Genomic DNA, 19,504 nt, shown 5'->3' with positions numbered 1-19,504 from the left:
TAGTTCAATCCTCAACAAGAAGCAAGTTGAAGTTTCAACGATGTGCGCGCGGAGCGGTGCACGAAGGGGAACGGGTCGGGGGAGGTGGAGGTGAGAGCGGCGTCCTATGACAAGAGCGCCGCTCTATGAGGAGAGCGCCGATCCAAAACGAGAGCACTGCTCCAAAACGAGAGCGGCCGCCTCAAACCGGAGCGCCCGGCTCAGCCGTACATCCGCCGCATGGTGAAGTCGACCATCTGCTCCACGGCCTTGGCGTCGAAGACCATCCGGTGCTCGCCCTCCATGTCGAGGGCGAAGCCGTAGCCGGTCGGCAGCAGGTCCAGCACCTCGGCGCCGGAGACCGAGAAGTACTTGGACTCCTTGCCCGCGTAGCGCCGCAGCTCCTTGAGTGAGCTGAACATCGGGATCACCGGGGTCGGCGTGTTGTGCAGCGCCAGGAAGCCCGGCCGCTCACCGCGCGGGCAGTGCACCTTGGAGGTGATGAAGATGGCCTGGAAGTCCTCGACCGGCATCGAGCCGGTGGTGAAGGCGCGCACGGCGTCCGCCAGTGAGGGCGGCGAGGGCTCGGGGTACAGCGACTGTCCGGCGGCCTGCGACTGTCCGCCGTAGCCTGCCGCCCCGCCGGCCGCGGCGTCGTACCCGGGCTGCCCGTAGCCGCCGCCCATGCCGGCCTGACCCGCCTGCTGGTAGGGGTCGCCGGGGTAGCCGCCGTTCGCGCCGGGCGCGCTCTGCTCATAGCCGTACACACGGACAGGCTAGCGGGCCGGGGCGGGCTTGTGCGGCGGCCGATCCGGACAAGCTGAGGTGGGATGGAGCTGTCGGGACGTGACTACGTTCACGCCGGATTAACGGCGAAGGGGTTGAATAAGTTACTACCCGGTAGCATCATGAGGTGTACTGGCGGGTAGGGGGCGTCCGGAACGGAACGCGCACCCGGAAGCGACGAACCGGAGATACGGTCATGGGTCACTACAAGTCCAACCTGCGGGACGTGGAGTTCAACCTCTTCGAGGTGTTCGGCCGCGACCAGGTGTACGGCACCGGTCCGTTCGCCGACATGGACGTCGACACCGCGAAGAACATCCTCAGCGAGATCTCGCGCCTGGCCGAGAACGACCTCGCCGCTTCCTTCACGGACGCCGACCGCAACCCGCCGGTCTTCGACCCGGAGACCAACACCGCCCCGATCCCGGCCTCCTTCAAGAAGAGTTACGACGCCTACATGGGCGCCGAGTGGTGGCGTCTGGGCATCCCCGAGGAGATCGGCGGCCAGGTCACGCCGTCCTCGCTGATCTGGGCCTACGCCGAGCAGATCCTCGGCTCCAACCCGGCGATCTGGATGTACTCCTCCGGTCCGGCCTTCGCCGGCGTCGTCTACGACGAGGGCACCGAGGAGCAGAAGAAGATCGCCAAGCTGATGACCGACCGCCTCTGGGGCGCCACCATGGTGCTCACCGAGCCGGACGCCGGCTCGGACGTGGGCGCCGGCCGCTCCAAGGCGATCAAGCAGGCCGACGGCTCGTGGCACATCGAGGGCGTGAAGCGCTTCATCACCTCGGGCGAGCACGACATGTCCGAGAACATCATCCACCTGGTGCTGGCCCGCCCCGAGGGCGGCAAGCCGGGCACCAAGGGCCTGGGCCTGTACATCGTCCCCAAGTTCGACTTCGACTGGGAGACCGGCGAGCTCGGCGAGCGCAACGGCGTCTACGCCACCAACGTCGAGCACAAGATGGGCCTGAAGGCCTCGAACACCTGCGAGATGACCTTCGGCGCCAAGCACCCCGCCAAGGGCTGGCTGGTCGGCGAGAGCGTCGACGGCATCCGCCAGATGTTCAAGATCATCGAGTTCGCCCGGATGATGGTCGGCACGAAGGCCATTGCCACCCTCTCCACCGGCTACCTGAACGCGCTGGAGTACGCCAAGGAGCGCGTGCAGGGCGCCGACATCGCCAACTTCCTGGACAAGAACGCGCCGCGCGTCACCATCACGCACCACCCGGACGTCCGCCGCTCGCTGCTCACCCAGAAGGCGTACGCCGAGGGCATGCGCGCCCTGGTCCTCTACACCGCCTCGGTGCAGGACGACCTGCTCGCCGCCCGCCTGCGTGGCGAGCGCGACGAGGCCGCCGAGCGCCTGAACGACCTGCTGCTGCCGATCGTCAAGGGCTACGGCTCGGAGCGCTCCTACGAGCAGCTCGCCCAGTCGCTGCAGACCTTCGGCGGCTCCGGCTTCCTGCAGGAGTACCCGATCGAGCAGTACATCCGGGACGCCAAGATCGACACCCTCTACGAGGGCACCACCGCGATCCAGGGCCTGGACTACTTCTTCCGCAAGATCGTCAAGGACGGCGGCCAGGCGCTGACCGCGGTCTCCGAGCAGATCCAGAAGTTCCTCGGCGCGGGCGAGGGCGGCGACGCCCTGGCCGCCGAGCGCGAGCACCTCGCCAAGGCCGCCGGTGACCTCGAGGCGATCGTCGGCAAGCTGCTCAACGACCTCTCCGCGGTCGAGCAGGACGTCAAGAACATGCACAAGGTGGGCCTCAACACCACCCGCCTGCTGATGGTCTCCGGCGACGTGGTGGTCGGCTGGCTGCTGCTGCGCCAGGCCGCCGTCGCGCTGGCCAAGCTGGAGGCGGGCGCCAGCGCCAAGGACGTCCCGTTCTACCAGGGCAAGGTCGCCGCGGCCCGCCTCTTCGCCGGCACCGTCCTGCCGACGGTCAGCGCGCAGCGCCTGATCGCCGAGAACGTCGACCTGGGGATCATGGAGCTGGCGGAGGAGGCGTTCTAGCCGCCTCGCTCCACCGACAGACCGCCTGACACACCCTCAGCCCTGTGGGGCCCGGCACGCGCCGGGCCCCACAGGGCTTTGCGGCCGGGGCGCGCCCCCGCCGCCGCGCGGCGCCGGCGCTCGACGGCAGTGGCGCTCGACGGCACGTCAGGGCGCCCCGGGCGCGGCGCGACCCCGGTGCACCGCGGGGCGGAAGGGCGAACGGTCGGACACGAAACCGATCCGGGGCCCGTACGGCGGCCCCACGGGGCGGTGGGGTGGGTTGCGCGAGCATGACCAAGTCTTGACCGTCCTGTCGGTGTACGGGCATATGCTCGGGTGGGAAGCCCCTCCCCACCGGCTCTCCGCAATCCCTCGACCCAGGAGCAGCATGTCGACCGCCGAACGCCCGGTCTACTTCGACCGGACCCACACCGACGACCTGATCGCCTATCTGGCCGCGGCACCCTCCCCGTACCACGCGGTGGCCGGTGCGGCCGAGCGACTGGAGAAGGCGGGCTTCCGGCAGGTCGCCGAGACCGACGGGTGGGAGGGCACCGCCGGCGGACGGTACGTCATCAGGGGCGGGGCGCTGATCGCCTGGTACGTGCCGAGCTCGGCGCAGCCGCACACGCCGTACCGGGTCGTGGGCACCCATACCGACTCGCCCAACCTGCGGGTCAAGCCGGTGCCGGACACCGGGTCGGCGGGCTGGCGCCAGGTGGCGGTGGAGATCTACGGCGGCGTGCCGCTGAACACCTGGCTGGACCGGGACCTGGGGCTGTCCGGCCGGCTGGTGCTGCGTGACGGGTCGACGCGGCTGGTGCAGCTGGACGAGCCGCTGCTGCGCGTGCCGCAGCTGGCGATCCACCTCGACCGTCAGGTGAACGACGGACTGAAGCTGGACAAGCAGCGCCACCTGACCCCGATCTGGGGCCTCGGTCCGGTGGACGAGGGTGGCCTGATGTCCTACGTCGCCGAGCGCGCCGGTGTGGACGCCGCTGAGCTGGTGGGCTGGGATCTGATGACCCATGACGTCCAGCCGCCGTCGTACCTGGGGCGCGAGCGCGAGCTGCTGGCCGCACCCCGCCTGGACAACCTGCTCTCGGTGCACGCCGCGACCGCCGCACTGGCCGCCGCGGTCACCGGCGGGGCCGCCGACCAGCTGCCGTACATCCCGGTGCTGGCCGCCTTCGACCACGAGGAGACCGGCAGCGAGTCGGACACCGGCGCGCAGGGGCCGCTGCTCGGCAACGTGCTCGACCGCAGTGTCTACGCGCGGGGAGGCAGCACCGAGGACCGCGCCCGGGCGCTGGCCGGCACGGTCTGCCTCTCCTCGGACATGGGCCACGCCGTGCACCCCAACTACGCCGAGCGGCACGAGCCGGGCCACCACCCGGTGCCCAACGGCGGGCCGATCCTCAAGGTCAACGTGAACAACCGCTACGCGACCGACGGTGTCGGGCGCGCGGTCTTCGCGGCGGCCTGCGAGAAGGCCGGCGTGCCGTGGCAGACCTTCGTCTCCAACAACGCGATGCCCTGCGGCACGACGATCGGGCCGATCACCGCGGCCCGCCTCGGGATCACGACGGTGGACTGCGGCATCGCGGCGCTCTCCATGCACTCGGCGCGCGAGCTGTGCGGGGCGCAGGACCCGTACCTGCTGGCCAGCGCGATCAAGGCGTTCCTGGAGGGCTGAGCCGCGGCCACCGCGCCCCGGGGATCCGGGGCGCGGCCGCGCGGTGGGCGGGCGCCGCGGTGGGCGGGCGCCGGCCACTCCGGGTCGGCCGGCTGCTCCGGGTCCGCCGACTACTCCATGCCCGCCAGCACCAGCGGCAGCCGGCTCGCCCCTCCGGCCACCAGCTTCACCGGCACGCCCCAGTCCTGCTGGTGGACGTGGCAGGCCGGGTACTCGATCGCCGGGTCGTCGTCGCAGGACGCCGCCATCGCGGAGACGTGCAGCACACCCTCCGTCAGCGCGCCGTTGAGCACCAGCTCGCGGGAGAGCGCGCTGTCCGCGCCGGCGCCGGAGACCAGTAGCTCGGGCGGGGTGGAACTGACGAGCAGTCGGGTCGAGGGACCGTAGCGCTCGTCCAGCTTCTGGCCGCTGGGGGCGGTGAAGACCACGTCGAGGCGGAGCGCGCCCGGCGCCACCTCGGTGGCGGCCCGCTGGGTGCGGTGGGCGACCGACTCCACCCGGACCGCCTCCTCGGGCAGCCGCAGCCGGGTCAGCCGGTGCCGGGCCGACTCCACCACCACGATGTCCTCGCCCACCAGCACCGCGCCCGAGGGCTCGCGCAGGTCGGTGGCGAGCGTGCTGACCTCGCCGGTGGCGGGGTCGAAGCGGCGCAGCGCGTGGTTGTAGGTGTCGGCCACGGCGACCGAGCCGTCGGGCAGCACGGTGACACCCAGCGGGTGCTGCAGCAGCGCCTGCCCGGCCGCGCCGTCCCGGTGGCCGAAGTCGAAGAGCCCGGTGCCGACCGCACTGTGCACGGACTGTGTTTCACGTGAAACCCAGCGCAGCGCCGAGGTCTCCGAGTCGGCCACCCAGAGCCGCTCGCCGTCGGCCGACACCGCCAGGCCCGACGGCTGCGCGAACCACGCCTCTGCCACCGGGCCGTCCACCAGGCCCTCGTTGGTGGTGCCGGCGGCCACCGCGACGGTCCCGGTGGCCGGGTCGAACGCCCAGAGCTGGTGCACCCCGGCCATCGCGATCCAGCACCGGCCGTCGAACCAGGCCACGTCCCACGGCGAGGAGAGGTCCACCGCCAGGGCCGGCCCCTCGGTCGGCGAGCCCTGCCACCACTGCCGGCCGGTGCCGGCCAGCGTGGTCACCGCGCCGTCCGCCAGCCGCACCCCGCGCAGCGCGTGGTTGACCGTGTCGGCCACCACCACGTCGTAGCCGAGGCCGAGGCCCTCGGGCACCAGCGCCAGGCCCTGCGGCTCGCTGAACCGGGCGAGGTCCGCGGGGCCGTCCAGCAGCCCGCGCGTCCCGTCGCCGATCCGGCGCAGCACGCTCTCGCCGTCCTCGGCCAGCTCGACCAGGCCGTGGTGCCCGGAGTCGGCCACCAGGTAGGTCCCGCCCGGCAGCCGCACGGCCTTGCCCGGGAACTTCAGCGCCCCGGCCACCGGCTCGGGCGCCACGTAGGGACCGTCGCCGCGCCGCAGGGTGCCCTTCGCGGCGTGCTCGGCCTCCAGCTCGCCCACCAGCCGCTCGATCGCGTGCGCGTGCCCCTCGCCCGCGTGCTGCGCGACCACGTACCCCTCCGGGTCGACCACCACCAGCGTCGGCCAGGCCCGCACCGCGTACTGCTTCCAGGTGACGAGCTGCGGGTCGTCCAGCACCGGGTGCTCGACCTCGTAGCGGGCCACCGCGTCCAGCACCGCCTGGTGGTCGGCCTCGTGCACGAACTTCGGCGAGTGCACCCCGACGATCACCACCGTGTCGCGGTGCTTCTCCTCCAGCTCGCGCAGCTCGTCCAGGACGTGCAGGCAGTTGATGCAGCAGAAGGTCCAGAAGTCCAGGACGACGATCTTGCCCCGGAGGTCGGCCAGGGTCAGCTGTCGGCCGCCGGTGTTGAGCCAACCGCCGGCGCCGACGAGTTCGGGAGCACGTACGCGTGCGCGAGAAGCCATGTCCGTATCCAACCCCATCGAGCCGGGGAGGCATTCCGGCCGCGCGTGGGTCGGGGGGCGCTGCCGGGCCGATCCGGGGGCGGTGCTCCCGCTGGGGTGGGTGGAGCTGGCACAGTAGCCCCCGGTGACGGTGAGCCACCTCGGACCGTGTTGGGAGTGCGTGATGAAGTACCAGGTCAAGGAGCGGATCTTCGGGATCGGCGAGGACTACTGGATCGAGAACGAGGACGGCGAGAAGGCCTTCCTGGTGGACGGCAAGGTGCTGCGGATCCGGGAGACCTTCGAGCTCAAGGACGCCGCCGGGCAGGTGGTGGCGGTGATCAAGCACAAGGCGCTGTCGGTCCGGGACGCGATGAAGATCGAGGACGCCGAGGGCGAGACGGTCGCCATCGTGCGCAAGAAGCTGTTCACGCCGTTCCGCGACAAGTACCACGTGGAACTCGCGGACGGCCAGGAGCTGGAGATCCACGGCGACCTGGTCGACAAGGACTACAGGATCGAGTCGCACGGGGACAAGATCGCCGAGATCTCCCGGAAGTGGTTCCGGATCCGCGACCACTACGGGGTCAGGATCGAGGAGGGCGCGGACGCCCCGCTGCTCCTGGCCGTCGCGGTCTGCGTGGACCACCTGGTGCGCGAGGACGCCTGACCGGTCGGCGTCCGCTCCGCGGTGGCCCGGCGGGCGGAGCGGGCGCGGCGCAGGTCGGTGACGCCCGGGTCGGTGGCGCGGGCGTCGTAGGCGCGCTGGTGGGCCTCCATCTCCTCCTGGTGGAGGTCCATCCAGCCGCGGATCGCGCTGAGCGGCCCGGCCAGGCTCCGGCCGAGCGCGGTGAGCTCGTAGCGGACCCGTAGCACCGGGCCGTCCAGCACGGTGCGCAGCACCAGGCCGTCGCGCTCCAGGCCGCGCAGGGTCTGGGTGAGGATCTTGCGGCTGATGTCGCCGATGGTGCGGGCCAGCTCGCCGTGGCACTTCGAGCCGTCCTGGAGGCTGATCAGCAGCAGGACCGACCAGCGGTCGCCGAAGCGGTCGAGCAGCGGTCGGCAGGGGCAGCGGTCCGGTGCGGGGTCGCTGTCGGTGGTGCCGGCGGGAGTGCTCATGCCCGGGGCCAACGCCTCGTCCGGGCGGAGCTATTCCGGGGGCCGCCGGGTGGTTACCTCGAGGTGCCGTCTGTCCCGGCGCCCGGTGGCCGGAGAGGCTGGGGCCATGAGCAACGAGATGAACACCGTCACCCAGGACACCTTCGGCGGCCCCGAGGTACTGCGGATCGCGCGGACCGCCCGTCCCGAGCCGGGCCCCACCGAGGTGCTGGTCCGGGTGCGCGCGGCCGGCGTCAACCCGGTGGACACCAAGACCAGCCAGGGGCAGGGCCTGGCCTGGCTGTACGGGGAGCCGCCCTACACGCTGGGCTGGGACGTCAGCGGCACGGTGGAGGCGGTCGGCTTCGGGGTCACCACGCTGGCGGTGGGGGACGAGGTGCTCGGCATGCCGCTCTTCCCGCGGCTGGCCGGCGGCTTCGCCGAGTACGTCGCCGCGCCCTCGCGGCACTTCGTCCGCAAGCCGGCCGGGCTCGGCCACCCGCAGGCGGCCGGACTGCCCTTGGCGGGGTTGACGGCCTGGCAGATCCTGGTCGACACCGCCCGGGTGCAGCCGGGCCAGCGGGTGCTCGTGCACGCGGCGGCCGGCGGGGTGGGACACCTGGCGGTGCAGATCGCCAAGGCCAGGGGTGCGTACGTGATCGGGACGGCGCGCGCGGACAAGCACGCCTTCCTGCGCGGGCTCGGCGCCGACGAGGTGGTCGACTACACCGCCGGGCCGTTCGAGCGGCAGGTGGAGCCGGTCGACCTGGTGGTGGACAACATCGGCGATCCCGAGCACCAGCGCCGCTCGCTCGAGGTGCTGGGTGCGGGCGGGCTGCTGGTGGCGGTCCCCGGCGGCGCCGACGCCGAGGTGGTGGCGGCGGCCGAGGCCACCGGGCGGCGGGCCACCGGCTTCCTGGTGGAGCCGGACCGGGCGGGCCTGCTCGGGCTCACCGAACTGGTGGAGCGCGGTGAGCTGCGGGTCGAGCTGGCCGCGGTGCTGCCCTTCGCCGAGGTGGCGACGGCGTTCGAGCTGGTCGGCGCGGGACGGGTGCGCGGCAAGGTGGTGCTCGACCTGGGCTGAGCGCTCGCCGGCGGTGGGCCGGTGCGGCCGCGCGGTCAGTGCGCCGCGAGCCGCCCGGTCAGCCCGCCGCGAGCCGCTCGCTGAGCCGCTGCTTGGCGGTGGGCCACTCGTCGGCCAGCATCGAGAAGTAGACGCTGTCGCGCCAGCTGCCGTCCGGGCGGCGGCGGGCGCGGCGGAAGGTGCCCTCGTACTGCGCGCCCAGGCGCCGGATCGCGGCCTGCGAACGCTCGTTGCGGTGGTCGGTCTTCCACATCACCCGGCCCATGCCGAGCTCCTCGAAGGCATGGGTGAGCAGCAGGATCTTGGCCTCGGTGTTCACTCCGGTGCGCCACAGCGAGCGGGCGTAGAGCGTGCCGCCGATCTCCACCAGCTCGTCGCGGGCGTTGGCGTCGAGGAAGCAGGTGATGCCGACGGCCCGGCCGGTGGCCAACTCGATCACGGCGAACGGCTGGCTGTCCGAGCCGTCCAGGTAGTGGTCGACGACGTCGAGCATGTCCTGTTCGGTGCGCGGCAGGGGGATCGGGATCCAGCGCCAGACCTCCTCGTCACCGCCGACGGCCGCGAAGAGGTCGGCCGCGTGGGAGCGGTCGAGCGGCTCCAGGCGGATGCGGGTACCGGTCAGGACGACGGGGGCGGGGGTCTTCGCAGTCACGGTCGAAAAGATAACGCGATTCTGTATTAGAGGCAACGGTCTATTGCATTAGTGCAACAGTGAAGGCTGCAGGGTGCGCCGGTTCGTGGAGGGAGCCGGCGCACCCTGGGGTGATCCGCCGTCCGTCAGACCGTGTACGGGCTGGTGGCCCGGGCGGTGCGCAGGGCCTCGCCCCACCACATCAGCCTGTCGATCATCACCTTGGCCGCGCCGTTGGTGCCGGCCGGGTCGTTCGGCGCACCGTCCGCGTCGAACTGCGACCAGACGTTGTGGAGGCTGACGACGTCCCGGATGGTGGTCGCGTGCACCTCGGCGAAGACCGGGCGCAGGTGCTCGACCGAGCGCAGGCCACCGGACAGCCCGCCGTAGGAGACGAAGGCGACCGGTTTGGCGTGCCACTCGACGTTGTGCCAGTCGATGAGGTTCTTCAGCGAGGCCGGGTAGCTGTGGTTGTACTCGGGCGTGATGACCACGAAGGCGTCGGCCGCGCCGAGACGGGTGCGCAGGGCCTCGGAGACGGCGGCGACCTCGCCGGCGGGCCGGCTGCCGAAGGCCGGGAAGGCCATGGGCAGTTCGAACTCGGTGAGGTCGATCGCGTCCACCTCGATGTCCTGGTGCTCGCCGATCTGCGACAGGAACCACTTCGTGATGATCGGGGCGAAGCGTCCCTCCCGGACGCTGCCGGTGATCACGGCGACCCGCAGGCGCTGCTCGGACATGGTTCCTCCCCGGAATCGGTCGTGCCGATCGGTCGATCGACTCGGGACGACGCTACGAGCTCAACCGAGCTTGAGGTCAAGGCCGGTCGCGCCCTTCCTTCCGGTGACCTGCCCCAACGGCGGCCGGGAACGGCGACGGGCGCCCGCTCGACCTGAGCGGGCGCCCGCGAACGGTCCGGGGACCGGGGCGATCAGATGGGCGATCAGATGAACGAGTTGATCTGGATCGTCTCGGTCCGGCCGGGGCCCACGCCGATCGCGGAGATCGGAGCGCCCGACATCTCCTCCAGCGCCTTCACGTAGGCCTGCGCGTTCTTCGGCAGGTCGGCGAAGGTCTGCGCCTTGCTGATGTCCTCGGTCCAGCCGGGCAGGTTCTCGTAGATCGGCTTCGCGTGGTGGAAGTCCGACTGGTTGTACGGGAGTTCCTCGACGCGCTTGCCGTCGATCTCGTACGCCACGCAGACCGGGATCTGCTCCCAGCCGGTCAGCACGTCCAGCTTGGTGAGGAAGAAGTCCGTCAGGCCGTTGACCCGGGTCGCGTAGCGCGCGATGACCGCGTCGAACCAGCCGCAGCGCCGGTCGCGGCCGGTGGTGACACCGCGCTCGCCGCCGATGCGGCGCAGCGCGTCGCCGTCGGCGTCCAGCAGCTCGGTGGGGAACGGGCCCGAGCCGACGCGGGTGGTGTAGGCCTTGAGGATGCCGATCACCCGGTCGATCTTGGTGGGACCGATGCCGGCGCCGGTGCAGGCGCCGCCCGACGTCGGGTTGGAGGAGGTCACGAAGGGGTACGTGCCGTGGTCGACGTCCAGCAGGGTGCCCTGGCCGCCCTCCAGCAGGACCACCTTGTTCGCCTTCAGCGCCTGGTCGAGCACCAGCGTGGTGTCGGCCAGGAACGGGCGGATCTTCTCGGCGTAGCCCAGGTACTCCTCGACCACCAGGTCGACGGGCATCGCGCGGCGGTTGTAGAGCTTGACCAGGAGCTGGTTCTTGTCGTGCAGCGCCGCCTCGACCTTCTGGGTGAGGATCGACTCGTCGAAGAGGTCCTGCACCCGGATGCCGATCCGGTTGATCTTGTCGGCGTAGGCCGGGCCGATGCCGCGCCCGGTGGTGCCGATCTTGCGCTTGCCCAGGAAGCGCTCGACGACCTTGTCCAGGGTGCGGTGGTACGGCGTGATCAGGTGGGCGTTGCCCGAGACGAGCAGCTTGGAGGTGTCGATGCCGCGCTGGTTGAGCCCGTCCAGCTCGGAGAGCAGGACGCCCGGGTCGATCACGACGCCGTTGCCGATCACCGGCACGACGTTCGGGCTCAGGATGCCGGAGGGCAGCAGGTGCAGCGCGTACTTCTGGTCGCCGATGACCACCGTGTGGCCGGCGTTGTTGCCGCCCTGGTAGCGGACGACGTAGTCGACGGAGCCGCCGAGGAGGTCGGTGGCCTTCCCCTTGCCCTCGTCTCCCCACTGAGCACCAACGAGCACGAGTGCCGGCACAGGCGTACACCCCTTCCGGTTGGGGCATCCTGCGTAGGCCGCAGTCTGCCCCGAGATAGACGAAGCCCCTGGCGCAATAGCGCAAGGGGCTCTTGCACCGAGAGATTACCTGAGGAAGGACCGGTCGTGTCGTTCCAGTCCACGTCCGTACCCCCGCCGTCCGACGCCTCCGGGCCACCCGACAACGCGCCGCTGCTGGTCCTGCTGGATCCGGCGGCGAAGGAGGCCGACGGGGAGGCGGTGCGGATCGCCCGGGACGTCCTGGCGGGGAGTGCGGACGTCAAGGTGGCGGTGCCCGAGAGCGCGGCCGAGTTGGAGCGGGTGCTCTCGCACCGGGGCCGGCGCCGCCCGGTGGTCGTCGGTTCCGACCTGACACTGCAACGGGTGGTACAGGCCCTGCACCGCCAGCGCGAGTTGGCGGCCGGGCCGCTGGGACTGGTGCCGGTGGGCCGGGGGCGGTCGGTGGCGCTGGCGCACTCCCTGGGGGTGCCGCTGGAGCCGGTGGCGGCGGCCCGCGCGGTGCTGTCGGGGGTGCCCAGGCCGCTGGGCCTGCTGCTCGACGACGGGGACGGCGTGGTGCTGGGCGAGGTGCGCATCCCCGGGCGGCGGCACGGCCATCCGGGCGGATGGCGTTCGCTATGGGCGAAACTTATTGCGGCTGAGCAGGTGGAGTCACCCGCCAGTCGGCTGCGCGTGGAGGCCGACGGGCGTCCGCTGGGCGGTCAGCAGCGTCCGGTACGGCTGGTGGCGCTGCGGATGCCGGCGGGCGGCGCGGTGGCCGAGGTGGTGGTGCGGCCGGCCGGTCCGGGCGGCGCGCTGCTGCGGGTCCGGGCCACCAGCGTCACGGTGGCGGGGCGCACCTTCGGCTACGAGGCGGACGGCGCGCTGACCGGCCCGGTGCCCGCGCGGACCTGGACGGCCCGCCCCGACGCCTGGGAGCTGCTGCTGCCGGCGGGGTGAGCGGGGCGGGCGCGGGGGTGAGCAGGGTCACGCGGGTCGGGGTGCCACCCGTGCCCCGCCTGGCCGGGCGCCATGGTAAGGGGTTCGGTCTACGCGCGTCGTCGGTGATTTCGCCAGACCGCACCCGGTCCCCCGTTCGGGAAGCCTGGGGCAACTGCCCTAGACTCGAAGGCGTGCCACGTGGTGACGGAAGACTCAACCACGATCTCCTTCCCGGCGAGAAGGGCCCCCAGGACGCTTGCGGCGTCTTCGGTGTCTGGGCTCCCGGCGAGGAGGTCGCCAAGCTCACGTTCTTCGGCCTCTATGCCCTGCAGCACCGCGGACAGGAATCCGCGGGCATCGCTGTGAGCAACGGCTCCCAGATTCTCGTCTTCAAGGACATGGGACTTGTCTCCCAGGTCTTCGACGAGGTCTCGCTGGGGTCCTTGCACGGGCATATCGCCGTCGGACACGCCCGCTACTCGACCACCGGGTCCTCGGTCTGGGAGAACGCCCAGCCGACGTTCCGGGCGACCGCTCACGGTTCGTTGGCCCTGGGCCACAACGGGAACCTGGTCAACACCGCGGAACTCGCGGCGATGGTCGCCGACCTGCCCGGAGAGGAGCACGTCTCGCGCTCCGGCCGGACGGCCGCGACCAACGACACCGACCTGGTGACCGCCCTGCTGGCCGGCAACCCCGACCTCTCCATCGAGGAGACCGCCCGGCAGGTGCTGCCGAAGGTCAAGGGCGCCTTCTCGCTCGTCTTCATGGACGAGCACACCCTCTACGCGGCCCGTGACCCGCAGGGCATCCGCCCGCTGGTGCTCGGCCGACTGGAGCGCGGCTGGGTGGTGGCCTCCGAGACGGCCGCCCTCGACATCTGCGGCGCCAGCTTCATCCGCGAGGTGGAGCCGGGCGAGCTGATCGCCATCGACGAGAACGGCATGCGGACCTCGCGGTTCGCCGAGGCCAAGCCCAAGGGCTGCGTCTTCGAGTACGTCTATCTGGCGCGCCCCGACACCTCCATCGCCGGCCGCAACGTGCACCTGTCCCGGGTGGACATGGGCCGCCGGCTGGCCATCGAGGCCCCGGTCGAGGCCGACATGGTGATAGCCACTCCCGAGTCGGGCACCCCGGCCGCGATCGGCTACGCCGAGGCCAGCGGGATCCCCTACGGCTCCGGTCTGGTGAAGAACGCCTACGTCGGGCGCACCTTCATCCAGCCCAGCCAGACCATCCGCCAGCTCGGAATCCGGCTCAAGCTCAACCCGCTGCGCGAGGTCATCGCCGGCAAGCGCCTGGTGGTCGTGGACGACTCGATCGTGCGCGGCAACACCCAGCGCGCCCTGGTGCGGATGCTGCGCGAGGCGGGCGCCGCCGAGGTGCACATCCGGATCTCCTCGCCGCCGGTGAAGTGGCCGTGCTTCTTCGGCATCGACTTCGCCACCCGGGCCGAGCTGATCGCCAACGGGATGACGGTGGAGGAGATCGGCAAGACGCTCGGCGCCGACTCGCTCGCCTACATCTCGATCGACGGCATGATCGAGGCGACCAAGCAGCCCAAGGACCGGCTCTGCCGGGCCTGCTTCGACGGTGAGTACCCGATGGAGCTGCCGGACCCGGCGCTGCTCGGAAAGCTCCTGCTGGAGGCCGAGATCGCCGGCAGCCAGCAGAAGCCGGCGGTGCGGGGCAAGCCCGCCGCGGCCGCCGACCTCGACGGGGTGCAGTCCCTGCTCGGCGGCCACGGCGCCGCCGACGCGCTGCGCCGCCCGTAGTACCCGCAGGCGGGGCCCCGATCGGGGCCCCGCTGTCGTTCACCCCCCACAGACCCGAGAGGGCCGCAGCAGTGACCAGCAACGAGAGTGGCGCCACCTACGCCGCTGCCGGAGTCGACATCGAGGCGGGCGACCGCGCCGTCGAGCTCATGAAGCAGTGGGTGAAGAAGACCAACCGGCCCGAGGTGGTCGGCGGCCTGGGCGGCTTCGCCGGGCTCTTCGACATCTCCGCCCTGAAGCGCTACGAACGCCCGCTGCTGGCCTCCGCCACCGACGGGGTTGGCACCAAGGTCGCGCTGGCCGCCGCGCTGGACAAGCACGACACCATCGGCCACGACCTGGTCGGCATGGTCGTCGACGACCTGGTGGTCTGCGGCGCGGAGCCGCTCTTCATGACCGACTACATCTGCGTCGGCAAGGTCCACCCCGAGCGGGTCGCCCAGATCGTCAAGGGCATCGCGGAGGGCTGCGTGCTGGCCGGCTGCGCGCTGGTCGGCGGCGAGACCGCCGAGCACCCGGGCCTGCTGGGACCGGACGAGTACGACGTCGCGGGCGCCGGCACCGGCGTGGTCGAGGCGGACGCCCTGCTGGGCGCCCACCGGGTCCGCGCGGGCGACGTGGTGATCGCGATGGCCGCCTCCGGCCTGCACTCCAACGGCTACTCGCTGGTGCGCCACGTGCTGCTGAACGAGGCGGGCTGGAAGCTGGAGCGCGAGGTGGCCGAGTTCGGCCGCACGCTGGGCGAGGAGCTGCTCGAGCCCACCCGGATCTACTCGCTGGACTGCCTGGCGCTCACCCGGGCCACCGAGATCCACGCCTTCTCGCACGTCACCGGTGGGGGCCTGGCGGCCAACCTGGCCCGGGTCATCCCCGAGGGCCTGCACGCCCGGCTGGACCGCGGCACCTGGACCCCGCTGCCGGTCTTCCAGACCGTCGCGCAGGTCGGCCGGATGCAGACGCTGGAGATCGAGAAGACGCTCAACATGGGCATCGGCATGGTCGCCGTGGTGCCGCCGGAGTCGGTGGACGCCGTGCTCGCGATCCTGGAGGACCGCGACGTGGAGGCCTGGCTGCTGGGCGACATCGTGGACCGCGACGCGGAGCACACCGAGGGCGCCGCGCTCTACGGCGACTACGCGAGCTGACCGGACCGGACACCGCACTGCTCCCGCCCCCGCCCGGGGTGCGGGAGCAGTCGCGTTCCAGGGGCCCGGCGGCAGGGCCGCGGAGCTCCGACGGAGAACGTGGGAGCACGCCGAAAACCGGCCCGGCGCCTGGGGCGCTCGAACCGGTCAGGGCGTGGAGTCAGCGGCGGCGGGCCTGGTGATGGCCGGCTTCCGCCTCCTGCTCCTCGTCCTCGTCCTCGTCGGCGTAGTAGTCCGCGTACGCCGCGTAGGGGTCGTCCTCGTCGTCCTCGTCCTCAACCGGTTCCGGGTTGATCGCAGGAACGGGTGAAACGCCCAGCTCGCTGGACAGACGGTTAGCGTCGAAGCCGCCGCTGTTGTACTTCAGCTCGCGGGCGACCTTCGTCTGCTTGGCCTTGGCCCGGCCGCGCCCCATGGGTCGACCCCCTCAACGATGGGGCTCACGGCCCCGAGTCTGACACGTGTTCATGATCAGGAGCGGCTTGCCCGAAGCGGGAGAGCCGTCCCTTGGAGCATCAACGGTACCTGTTTCCGCCGTCAGACGGTACGTCGCCGGTGTGACGTGGCGCGCACTGTCGCCCCCCGGGGCCAGGTCGCACCTGGTCGGGCGGGTAATTCCGGGCATTCACAGGGTGCCCGGCGGGTGTCCGGGACCGTCGTTCTGCGACCGATTATCCCCCGACCGTGGCGCGCGGGGCGCCCGATCGGGGGACATCCGGTGAATCCGGTTCCACATTGTGATGCGGACCGGTCATCCTGGGTCAGCTCCGGCGGGCACCCGGCAGCAGGATCGTGCGCAGCGCGCTGATCTCGCGCATCCGCCGCTCGGCGAGCCGGTCGGCGGCCACGGCCGGCGGCACCCCGTCGGCGGTGGCCCGGGTGAAGATCTCCAGCGTGGTGTCGAAGATCTTCGTGGCCTTGTTCTTGGCCCGCTCGAAGTTGAAGCCCTCGATCTCGTCCGCCACCTGGATCACCCCGCCGGAGTTCACCAGGTAGTCGGGCGCGTAGAGGATGCCGCGGTCGGCCAGGTCCTTCTCGACGCCCGGGTGGGCCAGCTGGTTGTTGGCCGCGCCGCAGACCACCGAGGTGCCGGCCGCGGTCAGGGCGGCCACCGTCGCGTCGTCCAGCGCGCCGCCGAGCGCGCAGGGGGCGTAGACGTCCAGCCGGGCGCCGAGCAGCGCCGGGGTGTCGGCGACCACCTCGACGTCCGGGTGGGCGGCCCGGACCCGGTTGACGGCGGCCTCGGAGACGTCCGTGATGACCACGGTCGCGCCGTCCGCCACCAGGTGGCCGACCAGGTAGTGGCCGACCTTGCCGACACCGGCCACGCCGACCCGCCGGCCGCGCAGCGTCGGCTGGCCCCAGCGCGCCTGGGCGGAGGCCCGCATGCCCTGGAAGACGCCGAAGGCGGTCAGGATCGAGGAGTCGCCGGCGCCGCCGTGCTCGGGGGAGCGGCCGGTGACGTAGTCGCACTCGCGGGCCACTATGTCCATGTCCTGGACGTAGGTGCCCACGTCGCAGGCGGTGATGTAGCGGCCGGCCAGCGACTGCACGAAGCGGCCGTAGGCCCGCAGCAGGGCCTCGGACTTGTCACCGCCCTCGGCCTTGGCCGCCGGGTTGCCGATGATCACGGCCTTGCCGCCGCCGAGGTCGAGCCCGGCCAGCGCGTTCTTGTAGCTCATCCCGCGGGAGAGCCGCAGGGCGTCCTCCAGGGCCTCCTCCTCGGAGGCGTACTGGTGGAAGCGGGTGCCGCCGAGGGCTGGGCCCAGGGCGGTGGAGTGCAGGGCGATGATCGCCTTGAGGCCGGAGGAACGGTCGTGGCAGAGCACGACCTGCTCGTGTCCGTCGCCGGGGGCGCCGTCCTGCTCGGTACGGAAGATCCTGCTCAGCACGCCGGGTGCGGGGTGCGTGACGGATGCAGTGCGTACGTCGGTCACTGTGGTGACTCCAGTATCTGCGGGCCCGCTGCTGTGGTGCGGGCATCTACCGCGAAGCGTAGTGCGCGGGCGGGGCCGTGGGGGCCCCGGCGGCAGGATCCGCCCGCACCCGGCGGCCGGGGGCTCCCGGTGGGCCGGTGGGCCGTGCGACGATGCTGGGCGTGACCGATGTGCACACGTCCGTCCTGGCGCCCTACGCCGCCCACCTGCGGGTGTACGAGCCGCTCGCGGCCTACCCCGAGCCGGACCGCACCCGCTGGCAGGAGTACGTGGCGGCGCGCGGGCCGGACGCCGGATCGGCGGCCGAGCCGGTCACCGAGGCGGCGCTCGAGGCACAGCGGGGGGCGCTCGCCGAGCTGGCCAGCCGCACCCCTCGGGCGCTGCCCGAGCGGGAGAGCGGGCGGGCGTTCGTGCGCCTGGTCGACGGTGTCACCTATGTCTGTCCCTGGTCCACCCGGCTGCGCAGCTGGCAGGCCCTGGAGGAGCTGCGCGAGTCGCTGCCGGACGCCCTGCTGGACACCGTCCTGCCGCAGCCGGTGCGGCGCCGGGCGCTGGCCGCCCAGGCCCGCTGGCGGGCCGCGCACCCGGACGACCGGCCCTGGATCCTGACCAGCCGCTGGGAGGTGCCGGTGCGCTGGTTCCTGCCCTTCGGGGACGAGGACCGCCGGTTCCTGCCGGCGCAGCCGGCCCGGGGCGATCAGCCGGCCCGGCCGGCGACGCTCTTCTACCTGACGCCGATGGCACAGGCCCGGCGGCGGGTGGCGCGCGGCTACCGGGTGCTGCGCGAGCAGTTGCGGGGCACGCCGCTGGCGCTGGGGGCGGAGGAGGTGGGGCGGTGGCTGGAGGACTTCCACCCGCGCTCACTGGTGGAACTGGACTACGGCGGGCTGGTGCACGCGATCGGGGCCCGGCGGCTGGCCGCGGACCGCTCGGCGGCCGAGCTGGCCCAGGGGCTCGCGGCGCTGCGGGCCGGCGACGGGGAGGGTGCGGCGCGGGCGTACGAGGTGGTGCTGGAACGCTGGCGGGTGATCCAGGAGCTGCGGTACGCGAACTGACCCTCGGGGGCGGCGCAGGCGGCGGGGACGCGACTGACGGGGGCTCAGGGGCGGGTGGGGCGGGGGAGCTTCGGGACGTCCCGCCGGCGTAGGAAGAATGTTCGGGACTCTCGGGACCAAGGTCCCGGTTCGGGTCAATACCTCAGATACGTGACACTACTCACCGTTGACGTGAACTTACCGTTAAGGGTAAAAATGGGACAACCAGCCCAACTCTCCCCACACCTGCCCACTTTTGGGTGGATTCGGGGTCGGTGCGCCCTTTGGGGGGAAACGATGGGTCTGGTCACTCCACTACCGGTTGTTACACGAGCGTAACTGTCCGTTATGGGGTGGTCCATCGCCATCCGTCGCTCTTGAGCCTGTGAGGGGCCAATTTTGGCGGTTTGGTCGTTAGGGCTGGACGGATGGTGTAGTTGTAGACACCAGGACAAGCCGTTCGTCCTATAACCGACTCGGTCCGTCTGTGCCATTTCGGGCATCGCGGGCCAAGGTGCAGAATTTGAAGGATAGAACCGCCCTGGTTCGGTTCTCCGAGGAGGCCGCTCATGACCGCTCGTACCCCTGACGCTGAACCTCTGCTGACGCCGGCAGAGGTTGCCACCATGTTCCGCGTGGACCCCAAGACGGTCACTCGATGGGCCAAGGCGGGCAAGCTCACGTCCATCCGCACGCTCGGCGGCCACCGCCGCTACCGGGAGGCGGAGGTGCGCGCCCTGCTGGCCGGTATTCCGGCCCAGCGCACCGAAGCCTGAGTCGCCCTCGGCGGGCCGCCGGGCCCGCCGCGTCGACGCTGTACCGAAGGGGTCGCCCCCCGGACTCCGCCGGGTCCGGGAAGCGGCCCCTTCGGCATGTCCGGGGGGCTTTCGCATTGCCCCGGAGGGTGGCCCGCCGGGGGGCCCGATGCCATGAGCGTCAACCATTACATGGCTGTCATTTGACCAGCAAATGACGGTCGCCCGGATAGGCAATGCGACGCCTGGGGCGGAAATGAATTCCCGTGGGGAAATAGCGGAAAGCTTGGGAAGTCAGTACAATTTTACATATTAAATCAGAGCCCTGTTGAGGGGTGCCGCCGGTTGTCGACCTCAAGAAAAGATAAGTGACGACTGTCACAGGGTCCTGTCTTGTGGTCTGGACCAAGTCCCTGATAATGCGAGCTGACGGTCCGTCCGCCCGGACGGGCGGCTGAATGGCAAGAGGCCCGGAACCTGACGGTTCCGGG

17 protein-coding genes are annotated in these 19,504 nt (G+C 71.5%); 9 read left to right on the top strand and 8 right to left on the bottom strand.

The genetic code is table 11. The annotated features are described in order from the left end of the window. Positions 1 to 200: 200 nt before the first annotated feature. The gene (locus tag ABD323_RS20280; protein ID WP_344443167.1) at positions 201 to 746 is read right to left on the bottom strand and encodes an SseB family protein; all 546 of its coding nucleotides are present in this window, start codon (positions 744 to 746) and stop codon (positions 201 to 203) included. 215 nt (positions 747 to 961) lie between these two features. Between ABD323_RS20280 and ABD323_RS20275 the strand changes: the two genes are divergently transcribed. Next, the gene (locus ABD323_RS20275; protein WP_344443166.1) at positions 962 to 2,791 is read left to right on the top strand and encodes an acyl-CoA dehydrogenase; all 1,830 of its coding nucleotides are present in this window, start codon (positions 962 to 964) and stop codon (positions 2,789 to 2,791) included. 370 nt (positions 2,792 to 3,161) lie between these two features. Next, a complete protein-coding gene (locus ABD323_RS20270; protein WP_344443165.1) occupies positions 3,162 to 4,469 on the top strand; it encodes a M18 family aminopeptidase in 1,308 nt (435 codons plus the stop codon). 110 nt (positions 4,470 to 4,579) lie between these two features. Here the strand turns inward: ABD323_RS20270 and ABD323_RS20265 are convergent, their stop codons facing one another. Continuing rightward, positions 4,580 to 6,406, bottom strand: coding sequence for an NHL domain-containing thioredoxin family protein (locus ABD323_RS20265; RefSeq protein WP_344443164.1), 1,827 nt, complete (start codon positions 6,404 to 6,406; stop codon positions 4,580 to 4,582). A gap of 163 nt (positions 6,407 to 6,569) precedes the next feature. Between ABD323_RS20265 and ABD323_RS20260 the strand changes: the two genes are divergently transcribed. Further along, entirely contained in the window at positions 6,570 to 7,055 is a 486-nt protein-coding gene (locus ABD323_RS20260; RefSeq protein ID WP_344443163.1) for an LURP-one-related/scramblase family protein, read from the top strand. Here ABD323_RS20260 and ABD323_RS20255 read toward each other — a convergent pair. Next, entirely contained in the window at positions 6,965 to 7,504 is a 540-nt protein-coding gene (locus ABD323_RS20255; RefSeq protein WP_344443161.1) for a winged helix-turn-helix transcriptional regulator, read from the bottom strand. The genes ABD323_RS20260 and ABD323_RS20255 overlap by 91 nt on opposite strands. Before the next feature lie 106 nt (positions 7,505 to 7,610). On the opposite strand from ABD323_RS20255, the gene ABD323_RS20250 reads away from it, so the two are divergent. Continuing rightward, complete coding sequence (locus tag ABD323_RS20250) at positions 7,611 to 8,567, top strand: NADP-dependent oxidoreductase (protein WP_344443160.1); 957 nt, start codon at positions 7,611 to 7,613, stop codon at positions 8,565 to 8,567. Between the two features lie 58 nt (positions 8,568 to 8,625). Here ABD323_RS20250 and ABD323_RS20245 read toward each other — a convergent pair whose 3' ends face one another. The 3 genes from ABD323_RS20245 to ABD323_RS20235 all read right to left on the bottom strand — a co-directional run bounded on the left by ABD323_RS20245 (position 8,626) and on the right by ABD323_RS20235 (position 11,425). Next, positions 8,626 to 9,219, bottom strand: a complete 594-nt coding sequence (locus ABD323_RS20245) for a GNAT family N-acetyltransferase (protein ID WP_344443158.1) — start codon at positions 9,217 to 9,219, stop codon at positions 8,626 to 8,628. A gap of 125 nt (positions 9,220 to 9,344) precedes the next feature. Beyond that, entirely contained in the window at positions 9,345 to 9,938 is a 594-nt protein-coding gene (locus ABD323_RS20240) for an NADPH-dependent FMN reductase (protein WP_344443156.1), read from the bottom strand. 203 nt (positions 9,939 to 10,141) lie between these two features. Beyond that, positions 10,142 to 11,425 (bottom strand): adenylosuccinate synthase, encoded by a 1,284-nt coding sequence (locus ABD323_RS20235; RefSeq protein ID WP_344443155.1) that lies wholly within the window; start codon positions 11,423 to 11,425, stop codon positions 10,142 to 10,144. A 126-nt stretch (positions 11,426 to 11,551) separates the two neighbouring features. On the opposite strand from ABD323_RS20235, the gene ABD323_RS20230 reads away from it, so the two are divergent. The 3 genes from ABD323_RS20230 (at position 11,552) to purM (ending at position 15,287) form a co-directional block, all read left to right on the top strand. Continuing rightward, the gene (locus ABD323_RS20230) at positions 11,552 to 12,385 is read left to right on the top strand and encodes a diacylglycerol kinase family protein (protein WP_344443154.1); all 834 of its coding nucleotides are present in this window, start codon (positions 11,552 to 11,554) and stop codon (positions 12,383 to 12,385) included. 173 nt (positions 12,386 to 12,558) lie between these two features. After that, positions 12,559 to 14,142: an amidophosphoribosyltransferase gene (gene purF / locus ABD323_RS20225; protein ID WP_344443153.1), complete on the top strand. Its 1,584-nt coding sequence runs from the start codon at positions 12,559 to 12,561 to the stop codon at positions 14,140 to 14,142. 71 nt (positions 14,143 to 14,213) lie between these two features. Continuing rightward, entirely contained in the window at positions 14,214 to 15,287 is a 1,074-nt protein-coding gene (gene purM / locus ABD323_RS20220; RefSeq protein ID WP_344443151.1) for a phosphoribosylformylglycinamidine cyclo-ligase, read from the top strand. 160 nt (positions 15,288 to 15,447) lie between these two features. Here the strand turns inward: purM and ABD323_RS20215 are convergent, their stop codons facing one another. Both ABD323_RS20215 and ABD323_RS20210 read right to left on the bottom strand, forming a co-directional pair. Continuing rightward, positions 15,448 to 15,702, bottom strand: coding sequence for a DUF3073 domain-containing protein (locus ABD323_RS20215; protein ID WP_344443150.1), 255 nt, complete (start codon positions 15,700 to 15,702; stop codon positions 15,448 to 15,450). Positions 15,703 to 16,048: 346 nt separating this feature from the next. Beyond that, on the bottom strand, positions 16,049 to 17,224 hold the full coding sequence (locus tag ABD323_RS20210; RefSeq protein ID WP_344443148.1) for a Glu/Leu/Phe/Val dehydrogenase dimerization domain-containing protein: 1,176 nt from the start codon (positions 17,222 to 17,224) through the stop codon (positions 16,049 to 16,051). 161 nt (positions 17,225 to 17,385) lie between these two features. On the opposite strand from ABD323_RS20210, the gene ABD323_RS20205 reads away from it, so the two are divergent. Together ABD323_RS20205 and bldC are read left to right on the top strand one after the other, a co-directional pair. Continuing rightward, positions 17,386 to 18,279 carry a DUF8083 family protein gene (locus ABD323_RS20205; protein WP_486327153.1) on the top strand — a complete coding sequence of 298 codons (894 nt, stop codon included), beginning with the start codon at positions 17,386 to 17,388 and terminating at the stop codon, positions 18,277 to 18,279. A 548-nt stretch (positions 18,280 to 18,827) separates the two neighbouring features. Next, a complete protein-coding gene (gene bldC / locus ABD323_RS20200; protein ID WP_014137253.1) occupies positions 18,828 to 19,034 on the top strand; it encodes a developmental transcriptional regulator BldC in 207 nt (68 codons plus the stop codon). Positions 19,035 to 19,504: the final 470 nt, after the last annotated feature.

It is taken from the genome of Kitasatospora nipponensis (genome assembly GCF_039528135.1).
Classification (GTDB): Bacteria; Actinomycetota; Actinomycetes; order Streptomycetales; family Streptomycetaceae; genus Kitasatospora; species Kitasatospora nipponensis.
The sequence above is the reverse complement of the archived record's forward strand: the minus strand, read 5'-3'. Positions and strand labels throughout refer to the sequence as shown.

Excerpts from the sequence above, each read along its gene's own strand:
- ABD323_RS20255 (WP_344443161.1), bottom strand. The coding sequence starts at position 7,504 with ATGAGCACTCCCGCCGGCACCACCGACAGCGACCCCGCACCGGACCGC.
- ABD323_RS20215 (WP_344443150.1), bottom strand. The coding sequence starts at position 15,702 with ATGGGGCGCGGCCGGGCCAAGGCCAAGCAGACGAAGGTCGCCCGCGAG.
- ABD323_RS20250 (WP_344443160.1), top strand. The coding sequence starts at position 7,611 with ATGAGCAACGAGATGAACACCGTCACCCAGGACACCTTCGGCGGCCCC.
- bldC (WP_014137253.1), top strand. The coding sequence starts at position 18,828 with ATGACCGCTCGTACCCCTGACGCTGAACCTCTGCTGACGCCGGCAGAG.
- ABD323_RS20270 (WP_344443165.1), top strand. The coding sequence starts at position 3,162 with ATGTCGACCGCCGAACGCCCGGTCTACTTCGACCGGACCCACACCGAC.
- ABD323_RS20240 (WP_344443156.1), bottom strand. The coding sequence starts at position 9,938 with ATGTCCGAGCAGCGCCTGCGGGTCGCCGTGATCACCGGCAGCGTCCGG.
- ABD323_RS20275 (WP_344443166.1), top strand. The coding sequence starts at position 962 with ATGGGTCACTACAAGTCCAACCTGCGGGACGTGGAGTTCAACCTCTTC.
- ABD323_RS20260 (WP_344443163.1), top strand. The coding sequence starts at position 6,570 with ATGAAGTACCAGGTCAAGGAGCGGATCTTCGGGATCGGCGAGGACTAC.
- ABD323_RS20265 (WP_344443164.1), bottom strand. The coding sequence starts at position 6,406 with ATGGCTTCTCGCGCACGCGTACGTGCTCCCGAACTCGTCGGCGCCGGC.